Source organism: Streptococcus sp. 2022WUSS083 (genome assembly GCF_044427155.1).
GTDB lineage: Bacteria > Bacillota > Bacilli > Lactobacillales > Streptococcaceae > Streptococcus > Streptococcus hashimotonensis.
The window spans coordinates 341,234-361,042 of the sequence record NZ_JAOTGK010000001.1 but is presented as its reverse complement, the minus strand read 5'-3'; the positions used below and the strand labels follow the sequence as shown (position 1 = coordinate 361,042).

The window sequence follows — 19,809 nt, the reverse complement described above, 5'->3', positions numbered from 1 at the left end:
AAAAAGGAGAGCAAATAAACTCCCCTTTCTTACATTTATTCTGCTGCAATCCCTTTTTCCGCAGTCAACTCAAGATTTTCATGGCCTGATTTACTGTCCGAACCGATATAAACGTCGTAATATTTAACGCGTTTGTTAACGGCAGTAATACTTTCACGTTCAAAGGTTGGTATTGCAAAGGCTTGCTCGAAGGCATATTCTTGCCAAGCTTTGTAGTTTTCAATATTTTTCTGTTCGTCAAATGACTCAGCAGAGGTAATTTTATTTAAAAGTGCTGTGTTTTCATCTGAAACGAAGCGAGTATAGTTGTACATAGCTTCCGGTCCCCACAATGATGTCGGGTCTGGATCTAGGCCGGCAATCCAAGCAGCAAGATAGACATCAATCCCCTCATCATTGGCAGCAATTGATTCATAGAAAGTATTGTACTCAATAGTTCTTCCTGTATAGAGTTCCACATTCAAACCAATTTCTTTCCACCATGTAAGGTATTGCTGTACCATGGTTTCTTGCGTTTCGGTTGATTTCTGTGCTGCAACACTGATGGTAAGTGGTTTTCCATCAGCATCTTCACGCATACCGTCTCCATCAACATCTTTATATCCTGCCTCATCGAGAAGTTTCTTAGCCTTTTCAGGATCATAACTATAGCCAGCTAGTTCTGAATCGTGAACATCTCCAAAGAAAGAGATAATTAGTGAGTTTGTCGGGTGATACAAGCCGTTATATAATTTCTCTCCAATCACCGCATTGTCCAACGCATATCCCATTGCTTGACGCAATTTAACATTATTCATCTTAGCATTAGGATTGGTCACATTTTTACCGCTGGTCTCATCGTACTTACCAAGATTGAAGCCAATATAATTGTAAATACCATCCAGACTACCTAGCAAAGTAATATTTGATAAGTCCTTATAAGATTCGTACTGGTCTGTTGGCATATCAGCAATATCATAATTGCCTGCTCTCATTTCTGCAACAATCGTATCTGGTGAAACAATATCAATCCTGTAACTATCTAGCTTAACTTTCCCTTTAAAGTAGTACTCATTTGGTACATAGGTCACCGACTCGCCATTGACAATTTCCTTGACCTTATAAGGGCCCATACCGACAACTTTTGCCGTACGAGAATACTCACTTGATTCCCAATCTTTGACTGCAATGTCTTTAAAAATGTGTTTCGGCATGACTAAATAAGGTACTCCCCCACCAGCATACATCATGGATGGAGACATGTCTTTCACTGAGAGAACTACCGTATAGTCATCAACCTTCTTAACGCCTGAAATTTCACTTGCTGTTCCAGCCTGAAATTCTTCAAAACCAATGATATTTGTATAGGTAGTGTCTGCACGAACCCCTGTATAGTCTGGACTAGCTAGTTGTTCGATTGTGAAAATATAATCATCGATGGTGAAGCCTTGCCCATCGGACCACTTATAGTCCTTGCCTGTCAAACTAACGGTAACTGTCTTTGCGTCTACATCAAACTCTGCCTTAGCAAGACCTGAATCGTCTAACTTACGAGCTGAATCATATCCAAACATAGAAATATCAACCATGTCTGCAAAGGTTGAGTCTACCGCCGTTTGCGATAATTCATCAATTAAGATACCGGTCGAAGGTGCCGAAGCTACCAAGGCATATTTGAGACTCCCGCCTTCGATAGTTTGTCCTTCGTTTGTCACTTCTGAGTTAAATGTCAGAGCAACATCGCTCGTCTTTTCTTTAGTTTGACAAGCTGTTAACGCTGCAATAGAAAGCAGACCGATACCAGTTAAAGCGATGTTTTTCATTCTTTTCATATCTCTACCCCATTTATTTATTTTGAATAGTATAGCACGATTTAGCATAAATATGCAACTATCTGACCAACAATATTCGCCTTTGAGTACTCTCACTTTCTTCCATTCTAACTAAAAATGATCAGGTATGAAGGTCAAGGCAAACTCCCCTCATACCTACTGCTTCTTAGTTTTTAATGATAATCCACTAAGCCCAAGACTCAATGAACTCGGATAAGTATAGTATAGTCTTGTCGGTAACAAAAAGGAGAGTCATTTGGTTTATCTTTGATTACTTTGTTAAATGGCAGACTGTACTTCACGATTGCTACCTAGTATCGTAAGTACAATGTTCAGCCTTCAGAGGCTCCCAAACCTTTTGAGAGAGTACTAAAGGCAACCTAAAAACCTATATTTATACAGAACAAAAAGTAGGTTGCCCTACTTCTGCCTATTTCTTTTCAGACTAAACCTGTCCGGCACAGGATCTTCCCCACCTTCCACAAAGGGATGACAGCGACCAATTCGAGCCAACCCCATCAAAAAGCCCTTGAGTCCATGTTTTTGTAAGGCCTCGATCATATAAGCCGAACAAGTCGGACGGTAACGACAAGAGGGGGGAAAAAGAGGAGAAATAAATTTCTGATAGAATCGGACCAAGCCGATTAATAGTCTCGTCATTATTTTTTCACAGGCTTGGTAACAGCCAAGGTATGCAGTTTGCTGATGTCTTTCTTATTGAGCTTGCGGTATTCTCCTGGGCGTAAACCAGTCAAGTCCAAATTCCCAAAACGGGTACGAGAGAGTTTGTCCACCTGTAAACCAACTGCTTCAAACATCTTCTTAACCTGGTGATTACGTCCCTCATGGATGGTCAACTCAACCACAGAACGATTTTTAACAGGGTCTACCTTGATGATCTCGTAAACAGCTGGTTTGGTTTTCTTGCCATCAATGACAACACCACGGGTCAAGGGACGCAAAACATCCTTGTTGGCAACCCCTTTGACACGCGCCAAGTACACCTTATCAATCTCATTACGAGGGTGGATCATCTCATCCGTAAAATCACCGTCATTGGTCAAAATCAAGACCCCTGACGTATCCCAGTCCAGACGACCAACAGGATAAATCCGTTCTTTGACGGTCGGCAACAAGTCCACAACAGTCTTTCTGCCCTTGTCATCTGACACACTGGAAATAACTCCACCTGGTTTATTGAGGAGGTAGTAAACCTTCTCTTCATTGTAGATTGGTTGCCCTTCTACTTCTACAATATCTCCAGACTTTATCAAAGTTCCTAGCTCACGAACCACTTGACCATTGACAGTTACTAGGCCTTGCTTAATCAATTCTTCTGCCTTACGACGACTGGCTACACCAGCGTGGGCAATGTATTTGTTAATTCTCATCTTCTAACTCATTTCTTTCTAGGAATAGCTCGGTTTCTTGCTCCACCAAGTCAAGTTCTGATACATCAGGCAATTCTTCTAGACTGTTAATCCCCATGTAGTCCAGAAAATAATCCGTTGTGACATAAAGATTTGGTCTGCCAAGTACCTCTTTCTTCCCATTCTCACGAATGAGGTCAAAAGCCTGCAATTTACTGATGGCGCCGCTAGAATTAACTCCGCGAATATCATCGACTTCAATCCGTGTAATTGGTTGCTTGTAGGCTACGATTGACAAGGTTTCTAAAAGGGCTCGTGACATGGTCTGATTGATTGGTGTTTTGGCATAGATACGCAGAAGGTTTGCATATTCTTTTTTGGTGACCAATTTGTAACGATTGGAGGATTCTAAGAGAGCCAGGCCTGATGCCTGGTCGGCCATGTATTTTTCATTGAGTTTCTCTAATTGCTGGCTAACAGCTGTGGGCTGCAATTCCAACATTTCAGCCAAATTGCGCAAACTCAAGCCATCCTCACCTGCTACAAAAAGCAGGACTTCGATTTCAGCTAAGCGATTCATCTTCACTCCTTACTAGATAAATATCTCCAAAAGTCTCTGTCTGTTCCAAGACGATTTCATGAACCTTGACCAATTCCAAAGTCGCAAGGAAGATCGTAATCATTTCATTGACATCTTGACTTTCTTGAAAAAGCTGACGGAGTTCAAGGCGTGGACCAGTCTCGAAACGACTGCGAACAAAGTCCATCATGTCTTCGATTTTATATTCATCACGGGCAATGGTCGTATGAGACTGACGGAGGCTTGCCTGTTTTTCAGCCATTACTTTAGAAAAAGCTAGGAAAATGTCAATGACGGTCTTATCCTTGGCTAATTGTACATCATCATAAATCAAATCTAATTTAGGTTTTGAAAAATAGTTCGCCCGTTCATCATGTTGCTCCCCTAATTTCTCACTAAGAAGCTTGAACTTGCGGTATTCTTCCAACTGGTCCAAGAGGTCCATTTCAGGATCATCTTCGGGATCAATTTGCTCAACAACCTTCGGTAATAACCGACGACTTTTGATGACCATCAATTGACTAGCCATGAGCATATATTCTCCCGCTACCTCTAAACGCATGGCTTGCAAGGTAGCAATGTAGGCCAAATATTGCTCAATAACCTCTGTAATCGGAACCTCGTAAATATCTACTTGATACTTGGACACCAGGTGTAGCAGGAGATCAAGTGGCCCTTCAAAATCTTTTAATTTTATATCCATTATCTAAATTTTTCCAAACTCATGCTTGTTTTCAGTCCCAACTGCTTGGCGATTTGGTCCAAGGATTTTCCTTCGTCTATCTGTTTTAGAATATACTGCTCTCGTAATTTTTGGGCTGTCCAATCAGGCTTGCCGATGGACTGGACAAATTCTGTCAGACGATTAAAAAACCATTGACGAGAATAGGTCTGTCCCTTCTTATCGAAGACATAGCGTCCAGACAGATGAGACTCCATATAGGGTATCAATTCCTTGGGCAGAGTGAGCACCCGCTTGGTTGCTCCCTTCTCAACTGTCAGGACTTGAAAATCCAGATTGACCTGCTGACTAGTCAGCTCTGCTATTTCACTAGGAGTCAGCCCTAGTATGGCAATCAAAAGAGCAATCAGTTGCCCATCAAGCCAAGGACTTTCTTGAAAGAGGAGAGTTAAATCCTCACGCTCCAGTTTCTTTTTGACGCTTGCTGGACCTGACATCGTTTGCAATTTATAAAAACGATCCAGGAGATTATTTTCATAAAGAAAGTAGAGAAATTGATTGACCGCTGACATTTTTCTTTTCTGAGCAGCAAGTTTCAAGTCTAGAAGAGACTGCTGATAGACCAATAGAGACTGTTGGCTAATCTCCCCCTTTGTTACTGTCACAAACTGCTGCAGGTCATAGGTATAGGACTTTTGGCTGTTGACACTGACCTTTTTGCTCTGGATAAAAGATTCAATCGCCTGCTTCATTTCTTGCCTTCTTTTGATGCTAGGGGGAAATTATGCAAGAGAGCATTGATTGCCTTTAAGATGGATTTTCGTGTAATGATTCCCATAAATTCTCTATTTTCCCCAAGGACGGGTAAGAAAGATTGATCTACTAGCTTGCGCATCACTTCTGTCAAATCATAATCCAGACCAACCGTCTCTTCATCTGTCTTTACAATCACAGAAATATCTCTGTTCAACTCATCATCCGATAGTTCATTTTCAGCTTGATATTTAATGATTTCCGTCAAGCCGATGGTTCCAAAAAAGCGGCCATCTTCTGTTACCACAGGTACGCGTGAATAGGTCATGTGACTGAGTAGCAGTTTTGCGTGGTCAATGTTATGCGTATCAATAATTACTGCCAATTTATCCGCCGGTGTCAAGAAAGTTTCTTCCTGGTCCAATAAAAAGGCTTCAAATTCTCTTGCAATCATCTTGAAATATCCTTTGTCAATGCTGGGTAAAGTTGGTGCTGTCGATTGTAGTAATCCACATGGAAGTGATCATCATAGATGGTCACAAGAGCATAGAGACATTCTCTGACCAAACCACGAGGTTGACTAACGGAGCCAGGATTGAGGAAGAGGGTCTTGCCACGCACTTCGGCATCAGGCACATGCAGATGCCCATACAAACAAATATCCGCATCAACTTCCTGTGCCCAATAATCCAAGCGTTGCCAGCCGTAGTTAATACCATAGAGGTGTCCATGGGTTTGGGCAATAGTCACACCATCCAATTGAGTAATGAGCTGGTCAGGGTAACCACCAAAATAGTCGCAGTTCCCATTGACCACTTGAATGCCGTCCCAAAGACTATCTTGACTATCCAGCTCCGAATCCCCATTGTGAAAGATGGCATCGACCTTGCCAAGATAGTGGTTTTTAATCTCTTCTACAATCTGTCTGTCCCCATGAGAGTCGCTCATGACTAGGATTGTTTTGCTTGCTCCTGCCATACTGGAAATGCCTCCACTAATTTTTCTAGTGCTTGTGCACGGTGGGAAATCTTATTTTTTTCTTCTAGGGTCAATTCTGCCGAGGTCTTACCTGTTTCACCTACGAGGAAAAGCGGATCATATCCAAAACCATTTTCCCCACGGAGGTCCATACCGATAAAGCCTTCCCAGTCCGCTTCGACAACCAAACTATCACGATTTGGAGCAGCCATGACCAGAGTACAATGGAATTGTGCCGAACGATCTTTCAGTTCAAAGACCATGGCCAATTCGTGCAAGAGTTTTGCATTATTGAGCTCATCTGTAGCATCTGGGCCTGAAAAACGAGCAGACCAAACTCCTGGCAAACCACCTAAAGCATCAACCTTCAAACCAGAATCATCTGCCAAGACCATCTTGCCTGTCAGCTCTGCAATGGTTTCAGCCTTGAGCCGTGCATTTTCCTCAAAAGTCATCCCTGTTTCTGCCACATCTGGCAGGTCAGGATAGTTGTTGAGGTTCTCGACCTGGTAGCCAAAACGCTCAAAAAACTTACGGAATTCCTTGGTCTTACCTTCATTTTTTGTAGCAATCAAGATGCTATCTCCTACGCTTGCCAATCCCTTGTCTTGACCGAAGAAATCTGCCGTGCTAACTCCTGATTGGGGCAGATGGACTAAGAGAAGTTTGTCATTCTCTGTTACCAGAATAGCTCCTTGGTGTTGGAGAACCTTGAACTGACGATTGTTTAACTCATTCAAAGTATCACAGGCAAATTGAAAGAGGGCAAATTCAGACTGAAGTTTGATCACTTCAATGTTGACACACTGGTTAAAGTTCTCGTCTTCATAATTGCCAGCAATGAGCTTGTCAAACAATTGACCAATCTGGTAAATTTCCTGCTCTCTCCCATTTTCACCAAATGAACCAAATAGATTGGCAAAGCTGGCTTTTCCGATAAACCAATTGTGTTCATCTCTGTATTCGTATATCTTGTCTGTCATAGTTCTACATGCTCCACATGAATATCAATGCCCATCCAGCTTTCAGCTATTTCTTTAAAAGCTGCCGGACTAGCTGTTGTGTAAAATCTGTGCTGAATATCCTTTTCGGTACGGCTGCGGTTGATTTGAAAATAATTTAATAAAACAGAAATATCCCGCGCGCACTCTGCCCCACTGTCAATCAACTTGACATCCTTGCCCATGGCATTCTGTATGATGGGGCGAAGTAGGGGATAATGGGTGCAGCCCAAAACCAAGGTGTCCACTTTCCCAACGAGTGGCCGAAGTGTCTCGTAAACAACCTTTTTGGCAAGACTGGATTGGTGGCTATTGGACTCAACCAGTGGTGCGAATTTGGGACAGGCTAGGCTGTCTACCTGCGTTTCCGGAGAAAGGGCCTGAATTTTTTCACGATAGATATCGGATTGAATGGTCATAGCCGTTCCTAAGACACCAACCTTACCAGTTTGCGTTGCCTTAATAGCTGCCGAAGCACCTGGTAAAATAACACCCAAAACAGGAATATCCAACTTTTCCTTGACTTCTTCCCAGGCTACCGCTGTTGCCGTATTGCAGGCAAAGACAATCATTTTTACATTTTTTGTCACAAGGAAATTAACCAACTGCCAAGTATATTCTCTGATTTGTTCTGCTGGACGAGGTCCATAAGGTGCCCGTGCCGAGTCCCCGATATAAACGATTTCTTCATGGGGAAGTTGGCGCATTAACTCACGCGCAACCGTTAATCCCCCCACACCTGAATCTAAAAAACCTATTGGTCGATTATCCATAATACTGAGAATAGCCAGAAAATCTGACTAGCCTTTCTTTTCTACTCAAAAAATGGGATCTGGGAATGAATATCCCAGTCCCAGTTTGATTATTTTTTCTTGCTTGCCACTTTTTGTTGGCTCTTGATTTGGCGAAGTACTTGTTGTACTTTTGCTTCGCTTGGTTTTTGACCCATTTGGCTCATCATCAAGCGCAAGGCATTTTCATCCAAAACTGGCTTGTCAGCAATGTAGTTTTCCACTTGTTTGCGTGACAAGTAAATCCCCAAGGCTACACCACCTGCAAGTGCCACAAGCACCAAAACAATTACTAAACCGATACCTAATTGCATATCAATCTCCTGATTTTCTAAAAAATAATTCATCTGGTATTGCATCGCGCAATCTCATACTGACACTATTATACCAAATTCCTCAGGCTTTTCCAAGACTTACCTGTCAAATTCAAAACCGTAAATGGTCGCGAAATAATCCTCAGGTGTTTCAGCACGACGAATCATACGCGCTGTGCCATCTTCTTGTAAAAGAATTTCAGAGGAACGCAGACGACCATTGTAGTTGTAGCCCATGGAGAAGCCGTGGGCACCACTGTCATGAATGACCAAGGTGTCACCTACTTCTGCCCGTGGTAATTCACGATTAACTGCAAACTTGTCGTTGTTCTCGCAGAGAGAACCTGCCACATCCACCACTTCGATTGGGGCATCTGGGCGCGTGATGTTGGTGATATGGTGGTAGGCACCATAGAAAGCAGGACGCATGAGGTTGGCAGCTGATGCATCGACACCAATATAAGTCCGATAGGTTTCCTTACGATGAAGGACCTTGGTAATCAAGTGACCGTGTGGAGCCAACATAAAGCGTCCCAATTCCGTAAAAATTTTCACATGTCCCATACCTGCTGGCGTGAGAATTTCCTCATAGGCTTTACGAACCCCCTCACCAATGACAGCAATGTCATTCGGCTCTTGTTCAGGACGATAGTTGACCCCAATCCCACCTGACAGGTTGATGAAGTCCAAGGTCACACCTGTTTCCTCACGGATTTCCAAGGCCAATTCAAAGAGTTGGCGAGCTAAGACAGGATAGTAATCATTGGTCACAGTATTTGAAGCCAGAAAGGCATGAATCCCAAACTCCTTGACACCAAGCTCTTTCAATTCCTTGTAGCCCTTCATGAGCTGGTCCTTGGTCATCCCAAATTTAGATTCTTCTGGATGGTCCATAATGTCCGTTCCCAGCGAGAAGACCCCACCTGGATTGTAACGCAGGCAGACCGTTTCTGGGATCCCAGCAACATTTTTTAAAAATTCAATATGCTCATAGGCATCAAGGTTAATGGTCGCCCCAACTTTTCTGGCATAGACAAATTCTTGCGCCTGGGTATCATTGGATGTGAACATGATGTCCTTAAAGCCCAATTTTTCACTCATCAGCACTTCTACATCTGTTGCACAGTCCACTCCACAGCCTTCTTCTTGAAGAATTTTTAAAATAGCTGGAGTTGGAGTCGCCTTGACCGCAAAATATTCCTTAAAGCCCTTGTTCCATGAAAAAGCTGCATTGAGGGCACGGGCCTTCTCACGAATGCCTTTTTCATCATACAAATGAAAAGGAGTCGGAAATTGCTCCGTAATGGTATCCAAAATTTCTTTACTAACAAATGGTGTCTTGGTCATGTCGCTACCTCATCAAATATTTTTCCTATTATATCACAAATATGTGAGGAACTGTAGCTTTCAACTCCACCAAATACTTGCAAAATAAATTATGAGCGCTATAATGTGATTATCATTAAAAAAGGAGTAATATATGTCAACATTAGATTTTGATTTTACAGAACGCTTGTATGCCAACTATCTAGCTAATCCAAGCCTACAGGCAACCGAAAATGCCGTTAGCCATAACGGACTTTTGAAATCCTTAGAAACACGCCAAAGCGCCATTGACAATGACTATGTCTTTTCAATCGATTTGACCAAGGACGCTGTTTCAAACCAAAAGGCTTCTGGACGTTGCTGGATGTTTGCTGCATTAAACACCTTCCGCCACAAGCTCATCTCTGACTTCAAACTGGAGAATTTTGAGCTATCACAGGCCCATACCTTCTTTTGGGATAAATATGAAAAATCCAACTGGTTCCTCGAACAAATCATTGCCACAGCTGACCAAGAAATTGGTAGCCGTAAGGTAAAATTCTTATTGGATACCCCGCAACAAGATGGCGGTCAATGGGATATGGTTGTTGCCCTATTTGAAAAATATGGTGTGGTACCGAAATCCGTCTATCCAGAATCTATCTCATCCAGTGCCAGCCGTGAGCTCAATCAGTACCTTAACAAATTGCTCCGTCAAGATGCACAAATCTTGCGAGACCTCCTTACCAAAGGAGCATCTCCGGAAGAGATTCAAACACAAAAAGAAAACTTACTTCAAGAAATCTTTAACTTCCTAGCCGTCAACCTTGGCCTCCCTCCACGCAGCTTTGATTTTGCATATAGAGATAAAGACAATGTCTATCACCGTGATACAAATGTAACACCTCAGGCATTCTACGAGAAATACGTTGGTTTGAAACTATCTGACTATGTCTCCATTATCAACGCTCCTACAACTGACAAACCCTACAATAAATCTTATACAGTCGAATTATTGGGGAACGTCGTTGGCGCGCCTGCTGTCCGTTATCTCAATGTAGAAATGAACCGGTTTAAAGAACTGGCTATTGCCCAACTCAAAGCTGGTGAGTCCGTTTGGTTTGGTTCCGATGTCGGTCAAAGTAGCAACCGTCAAACTGGTATTATGGCAACCAACACCTACGACTTCTCTTCAGGTCTGGGTATCCATTTCCATCAAGACAAGGCTGGAAGATTAGACTACTCCGAGAGCTTGATGACCCACGCTATGGTCTTAACTGGTGTTGATTTAGACGATAATGAGCAACCTCTCAAATGGAAAGTAGAAAACTCTTGGGGTGACAAGGTTGGTGACAAGGGATACTTCGTCGCATCAGATAGCTGGATGGACGAGTATACTTATCAGATTGTTGTCCGAAAAGAATTCCTCACACCAGAAGAACTAGCAGCTTATCAAGCTCAACCACAAGTCCTTTCCCCATGGGATCCAATGGGAGCTCTAGCATAACAAACGACATATAAAAAAAAGAGGACAACCCTCTTTTTTATATGTCATAATTAGTCTCTACTCAAACCACCAAAGATACGGAGTAAGTTGAGGAAGAGGTTGATGAAGTCAAGATAGAGCTGAAGCGCCATGGATACGACCCAACCTTGGCCAACATTACCACCAGTTTGTTCGAAAACATTGCGGATACGTTGGTTGTCATAAGCAATCAAACCTGAGAATACCAAAACAGAAATGATAGACATCATAAAGCTTAGACCTGAGCTACGAAGGAAGATATTAATAACACTTGCAATAATAATTCCCCATAGAGCTGCACGCAATGCCTGAGCCATACCAGAAAGATCCTTCTTCGTTGTCATCCCAATTACAGCCATGATAGCAAACATGAGAGCCGCTGACACAAAGGCAAGAACAACTGTTTCGCTGGTATAAAACATCAAGATCATGCTGATGGTAATCCCATTTGTTACTGAGTAGGCAAGAAACATTGGTAGAGCCATTGGGCTATTTTTAGCTGCCATTGCTGAAGCAGAAACAACCAAGGCAATCTGACCAATCATAATCAGCATCATGATGATGGAACCTGCACTCAGCAGACTAAGCAATAAAGATTGAAAGACGGTCACAGCCAAGAAAGAAACTAGAGCTGACAGACCAATTCCCATGGCAACCACACCATAAATTTTACCGAAGAAACGGTTGAGGGCGGTATTATCCACCTGATTAATAATAAATGAATCGTTATTCATACTATTCTCCTTTAAATCATCTTATTGAAAACGGAAGACCTTACGATTTTTCCACTTGTGTTGTAAGGGCAGACTCCACTCTCTCACAGCCCAATACTTATCCACACACGTCACAATCCAGGATTCCTTGTAGCGAGGAGGAGCGATTGTCGCACCAAACATATGCTTCACAATGATGTCTTCTTCTAGTTTATTGAGTTGAATGAGTTTCTGAGCATTGCGTTTAGCAATTCGTGGATGAACCCAAGCATGGCTCTTGTTGAATTTGGTATCTCTCCAGTCATAGAAGAATAAATCATGCAATAGACCACCACGAGCTGTTGACTTGGCATCCCAACCAAATTTTTTCGCAATCTTATAGCTTGTATAAGAGACATTGATGGAATGTTCCAAGCGCGTGGAGTGATAATGATGAGGAATCTTCCCCAATTTTTGCACCTTGGGTGTGGCAATCAAGTGCCCCACGTAATGCATGTATTCTTTATCTTGTTTATATGCAACCATTCGTTAACCTCGTTGGAATATTATACCACACTATAGTACACTTGGCTTAAATAAAGCTAAACAATAGAATGCCCGCCGCAATTGCTACATTGAGGCTTTCCGCCTGCCCTGGCATGGTAATATGGACAAGTTGATCCGCCTCATCGGCTACAAAAGTTGAAATTCCTTGACCTTCATTTCCCATGACCAAGGCAAAACTCGGATTTGGCGTAACTTCCTTATAGTCAACCGACTGACTAGAGAGGGTTGTTGCCAAGATTTCTATCTGATTGCTTTTTAAAGCAGAAAAAATAGCGGTCATCGGCATCCGATAAACTGGCAAGTGGAAATGACTCCCTTGCATGGAACGCAGAACTTTCATATTGTAAATATCTGCCGACTTATCCGATAGGAATACTCCATCAAAACCAGCTGCATCAGCTGTACGAATCATGGTACCAACATTTCCAGGGTCCTGCACATCCTCCAGAACCAAAAATTTCCCTGTTAAGACATCGGGTAAGGTCTGATTTGGTAAGGACAGTTGAGCTACTACCCCTTGCGGTGTCCGTGAGTCTGCCAAATCCTGCATAATATCTGAACTGACAACTGTTACATTGGATAAGCCAGCAACCCGATGAACATGTTCTTCTGATACCAAAATATGTTCAATAGGTACTTTGGCTGCCAAAGCCTCCTCCAACAAATGCCAACCTTCAATCAAATAAGAAGAAGTACGGTATTTTTTCTGTTGTAATTTCTTAACCTGCTTGACCAAATGATTGGCCTTTGAGCGAATGATCTCCATGAATGCCCCTTTTTCTTTTACTGCTCAGCAACTTCAATTTTCCAACGGCTAAATCAATTATCTTGATTTTTGAACAGTCTTACCCAACCATGATATAATAAAGTAAATGTCTTGTCAAAAGGAGAAACTTATGCGAAAGGTAAAAATGATTGCATCTGGTCGTGTGCAAGGAGTCGGCTTTCGTTGGTCTGTTCAATTTTTAGCTGTGGAAATAGGCGACATCTACGGCAGAGTTTGGAATAATGATGATGGAACTGTCACCATTTTAGCTCAGTCAGATAATGCTGAGAAACTTAGCCATTTTATCCATGAAATTCGGAAAGGGCCTTCTCGTATGGCCAAAGTCACCTATCTAGATGTCACCCTAGCCAACTTCGAAGACTATAAGGATTTTCAGGTGGCGTATAGATAAAACTTGTATATTTTGAACAAAAAAAGTAAAATAGAATGTATCTTGTAAAAAAAGGAATGTATCATTTTGAAAAAGAATAAACGAATTTTATTAACAGGTCTAGCCCTGTCTACGCTAGTATTTCTATCAGGATGTGTGCAGACAAAGAACGGTGTTCCTACTGGTGAAGGTTGGGTCTACAACTTCCTTGTTGCCCCAATGGGAAACCTGATTAAATTCTTCGCGGAAAACCAAGGACTCGGTTTCGGTGTTGCTATCATTATCGTGACATTGATTGTTCGTCTCTTCATCATGCCACTAGGTATTTACCAATCTTGGAAATCAACCTATCAGTCTGAGAAAATGAATTACCTCAAACCAATTTTAGGTCCAATCCAAGAACGCATGAAAAATGCAAGTTCCCAAGAAGAGCAATTGGCTGCCCAACAGGAATACTTTGCTGCTCAAAAACAATATGGTGTCAGCGTATTTGGTGGAATGGGCTGCCTTCCTATCTTGATTCAAATGCCATTCTTTACGGCACTCTTCTATGCAGCTCGTTACACGGAAGGAATCTCAGAAGCAACCTTCCTTGGCATTGATCTCGGTTCTGCAAGTCTCATTCTAACAGCTATTGCTGGTATCCTCTACTACGCTCAATCACTTCTGATGCAAGTCGGTATGGACGAAGAACAGAAGAAACAAATGAGAGCTGTGGCAATCATGAACCCATTGATGATTGTTATGTTCTCTTGGTCTTCACCTGCTGGTGTTACCCTCTACTGGGTAGTCGGTGGATTTATCGGTCTTATTCAACAAGCTCTTACAAACCTCATCTTGAAACCACGTATCCGTGCTAAGGTTGAAGAAGAATTTAAAAATAATCCTCCAAAACCATATAAATCAACTATCAAGGATGTAACTCCTAAAGCATCCGCTATCATCGAAGAAAAAACGTCGAAGAAATCAAACCGTAACGCCGGTAAACAACGTTCTAGATAAAAAATCGCAACCATCTGTTTCAGATGGTTGTTTTCTTATATAGTATGTTTAGTTTACTTGCTCCAACTATCTGGGAAATAGTTGGAGGTTGGAAATAGGGAGTGGGAAAGAGCTCAACCATTCATAGAAGAGTTCGTCAACAATTTTTCGTTTTAAGTTGTTGAGCTGAATCGAACTCTGTTCGCCTCAGTGCTCGTCGAAGAAATCAAAGATATACTAAAAGACTATACAAAAAAAAGAGAATCTTTCGACTCTCTCCACACCTTATTTCGTTTTTTCAACCTTCAAGATTTTTACATCATAGCTACCAGCAGGGGTTTCAATTGTTGCAATATCTCCTGTTTTTTTACCAATCAAAGCATGACCAATTGGGCTTTCATTTGAAATCTTGTTTGCAAAGGCATCTGCACCTGCAGCACCAACGATATGATAGACTTCTTCCTCGGTCTCACCAACTTCTTGAACAGTCACAGTCTTACCAATTGCCACTTCATCCGCAGCAACTGCATCACTGTTTACGATTTCAGCATAGCGAATTTTTGTTTCGATTGTTGAGATTTGACCTTCAACAAAAGCCTGTTCATCTTTAGCTGCTTCGTACTCAGAGTTTTCTGAAAGGTCTCCGTAAGAACGAGCAATTTTAATACGTTCAACAATTTCTGGTCGACGAACTAGCTTTAGTTCCTCTAGTTCTTTTTCTAGTTTTTCCTTTTCTTCCAAGGTCATTGGATATGTTTTTTCTGCCATTTGTCTTTCCTTTTCTTTTATTTTTCATGAAAACAAAATTATGTGGAAAACCACATAATTTTGTTGTAAGAATTTACTCATTATTAAGATGTGCATTTACATACTTAGCAACGTTTTGGTTATGTTCATCAATATTATTTGTAAAGTAAACATTTCCAGTTGTAACATCTGCTACAAAGTAAAGATAGTCTGTCGTGTTGGCATTAATCACTGCCTCGATAGCCGAAAGGCTTGGACTATCCACTGGTCCAGGCATCAATCCTGGTGTCCAATAAATGTTGTATGGTGACTCAATTGATGTATCAATCGCTGCATCTTCTGCCAAAGTTGTTTCTTGACCAAGTTTACCCTGAGCATACAAGATGGCAATATTGGATTGTAGAGGCATTGCTGCATTCAAGCGGTTAAAGAAGACACTTGCAATGTTTCGACGATCTTCATCAGTAGAACCTTCTTTTTCAACCAAAGATGCCAAGGTAAGAACTTCATTTACAGTCAAATTCTTAGCAGCAATCGTTTCATAATATGGTTGTAAACGATTATCCATCGCGGCAATCATTTGCTCAACGAGCTCTTCGATAGTTGTTTCATCGCTGTATTCATAAACCGCTGGGAAGAGGTAACCTTCCAACTGATAAATAACTCCACTATCAGCAGCTGGTAAGCTGGCAAACAATTTTGGATAAGTAGCAACCATTCGATTAATAAAATCTTGGTTGGTCACAGTAGCCATAAATTGTTCTGTGGTAAATGGTGTTTTATCATTTTTATCTTCTGTCTTGGTATTATCTGTAATAGCCTGAGCAATTTGTGTCAGTGTATACCCTTCAACAATCAAAATCTTACCTGCGGCTTCTTTTTGAGCTGTCGGAGTGCCACTTTCTTGAAGTGCTTTGGCGATGTCATCCACAGACATATTTTGTTTTAAATTATAAAAACCACTTTGGAAATTATTATAGCTCTTAATTTTAGAGTAGTAATTAAAAATAGTAGCATTCTTAATCAACTTGTTATCAACTAAAATTTTACCAATTTCTAAAGTTGAAGACCCTTCTGGAATCTCTACCTGAATAGCTTCTGTAGCTTTGGTATTGACTGGTTCCAGACTAGATTTTACCCACATATAGCCAGTAAGACCTGTCACTAGAACCGCCACTACAATAATCGACATGATAACAGAGACAATGCGTTTAGCGGCTTTATCCTGTTTTTTACGACGTTGCTTGTTTGCTCTGTGCGACGATGATCGTCTAGACTGTGTTGGTTGCATCTGCTCTTCTGTCGCTACAACTGGAGCTACTGCCTTCGTTGCAACAATTGTTTCTTCCAGTGAGATAACCTCTGTATCACCCGTTACAGCTGATACATCTTCCGTTGGAAATTCCAAAAATGTATCTTCCAAAGAAGACTTCTCTGAAAGGACAGGCTCAACTGGTTCGGAAACCAATGAGCTTGATGGAGCCTCATCAAATTCTACAGTATTAGCAGCTACAAGGTTTCGTAGCTCTTCCAAGTTCCGCTCCACCGTATCTTGAGGAACCGGACTTGAAATGACTTCTTTTTCAATCACAAAAGTCTCTGGAGTAGCCAAAGTTTCTGATGTTGGCTCTTCAATACTTTCCGTCATCACTTCTGATTCTTGCTGTTCTTCTGGCAAGTATGAATCAGGGAAGGCAATACCTTCTACTTTTACAATTTCAGTCTCTCTATGGGGGGCTTTTTCTTCGGCAAGACTAGGCTGGAGCTCGTTGATAATTTCGTTACGCTTATCAACAAGAACATCCGCTGATTGTTCCGCCAAACGTTTCACCTTCAATTCTTCCAAATCTCGTAAAATTTGATCGCGGAAGCTTGAAGACTGCGTGTTTTTTTCATTCGTATCCTTTGTCACGCTGTTACTCCTTTCACACAGTTACTATACATTATATCTTAAAGGCTTATGAATTGCAAGAACTTCCCTTTCTACAAGGCTTTCCAATACATATCACTCCACATTTGTCCTCCAAATTGCGACAAGGAGGGGCCAAAGTCTTCAAACTGGTTCATTTCATAGTAGCCAATCAGATACTCCTTACAGGTCAGGGAAACTCCTTCAAATCCTCCCGCTAAAGCCACTTCTTTTATGGCTGCCAACAAAAGAGTTCCCACTCCCTGCCCCTTATAGGTATCCGCTACGGATAGACTGGCAATCGCTAGGTGACCACCTGTCGGCATGTCACTCTCTGTCAAGTAAAAAATATCGTCTGTCACAGTCTGCGAAACAGAGGGACAGGATAATAAATATCCTGCTATTTCCCCATCGTGTTCCATTATTAAACAGGTTTTACTCAAAGCATTCAGATAAATGGCAAGAACAGACTCAGCTATCCGTTCCTCTTTAGAAAAATTGGCATTTTCAATCAAAACAACTTGTTCTAAATCCGAAGGAGTAGCAAAACGAATTTCCATAATTTTCTCCCTTATATAGCGGAAAAACAGGGACCATAGGCCTCCGTCTTTCTTTTTATTGGACGTTATTTGTGAGATTTGACAAGAGTCTTTCGAAGGAATATTCATAGGACTGAATATCACCAGCTCCCATAAATACATATACTGCATTGTCATGGTCTAAAAGTGGTGAAGTGTTTTCAACTGTAACAAGTCCACCTTTTTTGTTGATTTTAGCCGCCAAATCTTCTACCTTAACCTGACCGTTGTCTGTTTCACGCGCTGAGCCATAAATTTGAGCAAGGTAAACTGCATCTGCTCCATTCAAAGCATCTGCAAACTCATCGAGAAGCGCAATGGTACGAGTGAATGTATGTGGTTGGAAAATGGCTACCAACTCCTTGCTAGGATACTTCTGACGTGCCGCATCAATAGTTGCAATGATTTCCGTTGGATGGTGAGCAAAGTCATCAATGATAACAGTATCATTGACAATTTTCTCCGTAAAGCGACGTTTGACACCTCCAAATGTCTTCAAGTGTTCTGCAACCAGTTGCAAATCAAATCCAGCAATATAGAGATTAGCAATAACAGCTGTTGCATTCATCACATTATGCTTACCAAAGGTTGGAATTTGGAATTCTCCCAACTCTTCTTCACCATGGCGAACTTTGAATTGTGAACCACTTGTAGAAGGCTTCAAGTCATAGGCAACAAAATCGTTGTTTTCCTCAAAACCATAGTAATAAATTGGAGCATTTGCCGTGATACGACGAAGTTGCTCATCTTCACCGAAAACGAAGAGAGCTTTTTTTACTTGCTTCGCATAATCATTGAAAGCATTGAAAACATCCTCTAGACTAGTGAAATAATCTGGATGGTCAAAATCAATATTGGTAATGATGCTGTATTCAGGATGGTATGGGGCAAAGTGACGTTCGTATTCATCGGATTCGAACACAAAATACTGAGCATTTGCCGAACCGCGACCAGTACCATCACCAATCAAGAAGGAAGTATCTGTGATATTGCGCATAACATGTGCCAATAATCCCGTTGTAGAGGTCTTACCATGGGCACCAGCAACACCGAGGCTCGTAAAACCTTTCATAAATTCACCTAGAAATTCATGGTAACGTTTGTAGGTATAGCCCTGGGCATCAGCATAAGCGATTTCCACATTGTTATCTGGACGAAAAGCATTACCAGCAATCAATTCAACATCTGCTGTAATATTTTTCTCATCAAACGGTAAAATCTGAATCCCAGCTTGTTCAAGCCCGCGTTGTGTAAAGTAGTATTTCTCTACATCACTACCTTGAACCTTATGCCCCATTTGATGCAACATAAGAGCAAGTGCGCTCATACCTGATCCCTTAATTCCGATAAAATGATAGGTTTTTGTCATGTTATTCCTCTTCTATATGTGTCAAATTCAATTCTTGTGCCACTTGGCGATCTCGTTGTTGTCTGCGCTCAGGATAATTGTAAACCTGACTCTTTCTTAAAAAGTCATACGAGTTTTTCTTTATAACCTGCTCCTGTTCTCTATCTTCTTTCTTCAAAGAATAGACAGCTGGCATATCAGCGAGAATATAGTCTGTCTGACGTAGGTTGTCCGCCAAACGTGTCAACCGACCTGCCTTAGATTCAGTTGTTGAAACGACAGGAGGTTTCACCACAACTTTAGCTGGTGCTGGTTTTTCATCTCTTAAGTAGGTTGCTGATCGTTTTTTCTTCAAGTCTTCTCTAGCCTGTTCACGAGCCAACTGCCCCTGTGTTTTCACTGGAGAAGGCTTCGTTTTAGTCAGTTGCTGAAGGCGTTCCTTGCGAGAATAATGGCTTGGCTTAGCTTCAAACAGAGGAGGCAGGAGCTCATCTTCCGTTTGTGCTACTGGTTTTGCCGACGCAACTCGCTGTGAATCGGTAGACCAGCTAAATTCCTTTTCTTGATAAGGTCCCCTGATATTGCTAATCAGGTCGCTCTCATCATATAAACTCATAATTGGATTTTCTCCAACTAGTACCTCATCATCTGCGACTAGTGGAAATCTTTTTTCATGTCTAATCATAAGTCATCCTTTCGAACCCTTATTATACCATACTT

23 protein-coding genes are annotated in these 19,809 nt (G+C 41.6%); 3 read left to right on the top strand and 20 right to left on the bottom strand.

The features are described from left to right. Nucleotides 1-35: 35 nt before the first annotated feature. From ODU41_RS01625 to ODU41_RS01570, 12 genes are all read right to left on the bottom strand, one after another. Nucleotides 36-1,811 carry an oligopeptide ABC transporter substrate-binding protein gene (locus ODU41_RS01625; protein WP_161949736.1) on the bottom strand — a complete coding sequence of 592 codons (1,776 nt, stop codon included), beginning with the start codon at nt 1,809-1,811 and terminating at the stop codon, nt 36-38. A gap of 420 nt (nt 1,812-2,231) precedes the next feature. Beyond that, nucleotides 2,232-2,471, bottom strand: a complete 240-nt coding sequence (gene yidD / locus ODU41_RS01620) for a membrane protein insertion efficiency factor YidD (protein ID WP_024406654.1) — start codon at nt 2,469-2,471, stop codon at nt 2,232-2,234. Continuing rightward, complete coding sequence (locus ODU41_RS01615; RefSeq protein ID WP_398578576.1) at nt 2,471-3,202, bottom strand: pseudouridine synthase; 732 nt, start codon at nt 3,200-3,202, stop codon at nt 2,471-2,473. The genes yidD and ODU41_RS01615 overlap by 1 nt, the downstream gene beginning before the upstream one ends. Then, nucleotides 3,192-3,761 (bottom strand): SMC-Scp complex subunit ScpB, encoded by a 570-nt coding sequence (scpB, locus tag ODU41_RS01610; protein WP_398578575.1) that lies wholly within the window; start codon nt 3,759-3,761, stop codon nt 3,192-3,194. Before scpB ends, ODU41_RS01615 begins: the two co-directional genes overlap by 11 nt. After that, on the bottom strand, nt 3,745-4,464 hold the full coding sequence (locus ODU41_RS01605) for a segregation/condensation protein A (RefSeq protein WP_074391736.1): 720 nt from the start codon (nt 4,462-4,464) through the stop codon (nt 3,745-3,747). The genes scpB and ODU41_RS01605 overlap by 17 nt, the downstream gene beginning before the upstream one ends. Beyond that, nucleotides 4,464-5,195: a site-specific tyrosine recombinase XerD gene (gene xerD, locus ODU41_RS01600; RefSeq protein ID WP_398578574.1), complete on the bottom strand. Its 732-nt coding sequence runs from the start codon at nt 5,193-5,195 to the stop codon at nt 4,464-4,466. Before xerD ends, ODU41_RS01605 begins: the two co-directional genes overlap by 1 nt. Continuing rightward, a complete protein-coding gene (gene cbpB / locus ODU41_RS01595; RefSeq protein WP_012027618.1) occupies nt 5,192-5,650 on the bottom strand; it encodes a cyclic-di-AMP-binding protein CbpB in 459 nt (152 codons plus the stop codon). Before cbpB ends, xerD begins: the two co-directional genes overlap by 4 nt. After that, nucleotides 5,647-6,174: a metallophosphoesterase gene (locus ODU41_RS01590; RefSeq protein WP_024398407.1), complete on the bottom strand. Its 528-nt coding sequence runs from the start codon at nt 6,172-6,174 to the stop codon at nt 5,647-5,649. Before ODU41_RS01590 ends, cbpB begins: the two co-directional genes overlap by 4 nt. Then, entirely contained in the window at nt 6,147-7,157 is a 1,011-nt protein-coding gene (locus tag ODU41_RS01585) for a nucleoside-triphosphate diphosphatase (protein WP_398578573.1), read from the bottom strand. Before ODU41_RS01585 ends, ODU41_RS01590 begins: the two co-directional genes overlap by 28 nt. Next, nucleotides 7,154-7,948 (bottom strand): glutamate racemase, encoded by a 795-nt coding sequence (gene racE / locus ODU41_RS01580; protein ID WP_024384572.1) that lies wholly within the window; start codon nt 7,946-7,948, stop codon nt 7,154-7,156. The genes ODU41_RS01585 and racE overlap by 4 nt, the downstream gene beginning before the upstream one ends. Before the next feature lie 89 nt (nt 7,949-8,037). Then, nucleotides 8,038-8,280, bottom strand: a complete 243-nt coding sequence (locus ODU41_RS01575) for a YneF family protein (RefSeq protein WP_024390108.1) — start codon at nt 8,278-8,280, stop codon at nt 8,038-8,040. Between the two features lie 99 nt (nt 8,281-8,379). After that, nucleotides 8,380-9,627, bottom strand: a complete 1,248-nt coding sequence (locus ODU41_RS01570) for a diaminopimelate decarboxylase (RefSeq protein ID WP_398578572.1) — start codon at nt 9,625-9,627, stop codon at nt 8,380-8,382. 133 nt (nt 9,628-9,760) lie between these two features. On the opposite strand from ODU41_RS01570, the gene pepC reads away from it, so the two are divergent. After that, nucleotides 9,761-11,092, top strand: coding sequence for an aminopeptidase C (pepC, locus tag ODU41_RS01565; RefSeq protein WP_024413982.1), 1,332 nt, complete (start codon nt 9,761-9,763; stop codon nt 11,090-11,092). A 50-nt stretch (nt 11,093-11,142) separates the two neighbouring features. On the opposite strand, the gene ODU41_RS01560 is transcribed toward pepC, so the two are convergent. From ODU41_RS01560 to ODU41_RS01550, 3 genes are read right to left on the bottom strand one after another with little or no spacing between them, the layout of a single operon-like run. Further along, on the bottom strand, nt 11,143-11,844 hold the full coding sequence (locus ODU41_RS01560; RefSeq protein ID WP_009910586.1) for a Bax inhibitor-1/YccA family protein: 702 nt from the start codon (nt 11,842-11,844) through the stop codon (nt 11,143-11,145). Between the two features lie 21 nt (nt 11,845-11,865). Further along, nucleotides 11,866-12,348, bottom strand: a complete 483-nt coding sequence (locus ODU41_RS01555; RefSeq protein ID WP_014638505.1) for an HD domain-containing protein — start codon at nt 12,346-12,348, stop codon at nt 11,866-11,868. A gap of 46 nt (nt 12,349-12,394) precedes the next feature. Further along, a complete protein-coding gene (locus tag ODU41_RS01550; RefSeq protein WP_074391730.1) occupies nt 12,395-13,135 on the bottom strand; it encodes an RNA methyltransferase in 741 nt (246 codons plus the stop codon). Nucleotides 13,136-13,265: 130 nt separating this feature from the next. Here ODU41_RS01550 and ODU41_RS01545 point away from each other — a divergent pair, with 130 nt between their 5' ends. Together ODU41_RS01545 and yidC are read left to right on the top strand one after the other, a co-directional pair. After that, nucleotides 13,266-13,547, top strand: coding sequence for an acylphosphatase (locus tag ODU41_RS01545; RefSeq protein WP_002942735.1), 282 nt, complete (start codon nt 13,266-13,268; stop codon nt 13,545-13,547). Nucleotides 13,548-13,613: 66 nt separating this feature from the next. Then, the gene (yidC, locus tag ODU41_RS01540; RefSeq protein WP_074391729.1) at nt 13,614-14,528 is read left to right on the top strand and encodes a membrane protein insertase YidC; all 915 of its coding nucleotides are present in this window, start codon (nt 13,614-13,616) and stop codon (nt 14,526-14,528) included. 264 nt (nt 14,529-14,792) lie between these two features. Here the strand turns inward: yidC and greA are convergent, their stop codons facing one another. The 5 genes from greA to ODU41_RS01515 form a co-directional block, all read right to left on the bottom strand. After that, entirely contained in the window at nt 14,793-15,275 is a 483-nt protein-coding gene (gene greA, locus ODU41_RS01535) for a transcription elongation factor GreA (protein ID WP_024384565.1), read from the bottom strand. A 73-nt stretch (nt 15,276-15,348) separates the two neighbouring features. Continuing rightward, the gene (gene mltG / locus ODU41_RS01530; protein WP_105115235.1) at nt 15,349-17,166 is read right to left on the bottom strand and encodes an endolytic transglycosylase MltG; all 1,818 of its coding nucleotides are present in this window, start codon (nt 17,164-17,166) and stop codon (nt 15,349-15,351) included. A 71-nt stretch (nt 17,167-17,237) separates the two neighbouring features. Continuing rightward, complete coding sequence (locus ODU41_RS01525; protein ID WP_024396098.1) at nt 17,238-17,723, bottom strand: GNAT family N-acetyltransferase; 486 nt, start codon at nt 17,721-17,723, stop codon at nt 17,238-17,240. A 55-nt stretch (nt 17,724-17,778) separates the two neighbouring features. After that, complete coding sequence (murC, locus tag ODU41_RS01520; RefSeq protein ID WP_024385912.1) at nt 17,779-19,110, bottom strand: UDP-N-acetylmuramate--L-alanine ligase; 1,332 nt, start codon at nt 19,108-19,110, stop codon at nt 17,779-17,781. 1 nt (nt 19,111) lies between these two features. After that, nucleotides 19,112-19,774: a hypothetical protein gene (locus ODU41_RS01515; RefSeq protein WP_024413976.1), complete on the bottom strand. Its 663-nt coding sequence runs from the start codon at nt 19,772-19,774 to the stop codon at nt 19,112-19,114. Between the last annotated feature and the right edge of the window lie 35 nt (nt 19,775-19,809).

Coding starts and splice junctions, on each gene's coding strand:
- ODU41_RS01625 (WP_161949736.1), bottom strand. CDS start 1,811: ATGAAAAGAATGAAAAACATCGCTTTAACTGGTATCGGTCTGCTTTCT.
- greA (WP_024384565.1), bottom strand. CDS start 15,275: ATGGCAGAAAAAACATATCCAATGACCTTGGAAGAAAAGGAAAAACTA.
- cbpB (WP_012027618.1), bottom strand. CDS start 5,650: ATGATTGCAAGAGAATTTGAAGCCTTTTTATTGGACCAGGAAGAAACT.
- ODU41_RS01605 (WP_074391736.1), bottom strand. CDS start 4,464: ATGGATATAAAATTAAAAGATTTTGAAGGGCCACTTGATCTCCTGCTA.
- scpB (WP_398578575.1), bottom strand. CDS start 3,761: ATGAATCGCTTAGCTGAAATCGAAGTCCTGCTTTTTGTAGCAGGTGAG.
- pepC (WP_024413982.1), top strand. CDS start 9,761: ATGTCAACATTAGATTTTGATTTTACAGAACGCTTGTATGCCAACTAT.
- ODU41_RS01570 (WP_398578572.1), bottom strand. CDS start 9,627: ATGACCAAGACACCATTTGTTAGTAAAGAAATTTTGGATACCATTACG.
- ODU41_RS01585 (WP_398578573.1), bottom strand. CDS start 7,157: ATGACAGACAAGATATACGAATACAGAGATGAACACAATTGGTTTATC.
- ODU41_RS01590 (WP_024398407.1), bottom strand. CDS start 6,174: ATGGCAGGAGCAAGCAAAACAATCCTAGTCATGAGCGACTCTCATGGG.
- ODU41_RS01560 (WP_009910586.1), bottom strand. CDS start 11,844: ATGAATAACGATTCATTTATTATTAATCAGGTGGATAATACCGCCCTC.
- ODU41_RS01575 (WP_024390108.1), bottom strand. CDS start 8,280: ATGCAATTAGGTATCGGTTTAGTAATTGTTTTGGTGCTTGTGGCACTT.
- ODU41_RS01525 (WP_024396098.1), bottom strand. CDS start 17,723: ATGGAAATTCGTTTTGCTACTCCTTCGGATTTAGAACAAGTTGTTTTG.
- racE (WP_024384572.1), bottom strand. CDS start 7,948: ATGGATAATCGACCAATAGGTTTTTTAGATTCAGGTGTGGGGGGATTA.
- murC (WP_024385912.1), bottom strand. CDS start 19,110: ATGACAAAAACCTATCATTTTATCGGAATTAAGGGATCAGGTATGAGC.
- yidD (WP_024406654.1), bottom strand. CDS start 2,471: ATGACGAGACTATTAATCGGCTTGGTCCGATTCTATCAGAAATTTATT.
- ODU41_RS01615 (WP_398578576.1), bottom strand. CDS start 3,202: ATGAGAATTAACAAATACATTGCCCACGCTGGTGTAGCCAGTCGTCGT.
- ODU41_RS01550 (WP_074391730.1), bottom strand. CDS start 13,135: ATGGAGATCATTCGCTCAAAGGCCAATCATTTGGTCAAGCAGGTTAAG.
- xerD (WP_398578574.1), bottom strand. CDS start 5,195: ATGAAGCAGGCGATTGAATCTTTTATCCAGAGCAAAAAGGTCAGTGTC.
- ODU41_RS01545 (WP_002942735.1), top strand. CDS start 13,266: ATGCGAAAGGTAAAAATGATTGCATCTGGTCGTGTGCAAGGAGTCGGC.
- ODU41_RS01555 (WP_014638505.1), bottom strand. CDS start 12,348: ATGGTTGCATATAAACAAGATAAAGAATACATGCATTACGTGGGGCAC.
- ODU41_RS01515 (WP_024413976.1), bottom strand. CDS start 19,774: ATGATTAGACATGAAAAAAGATTTCCACTAGTCGCAGATGATGAGGTA.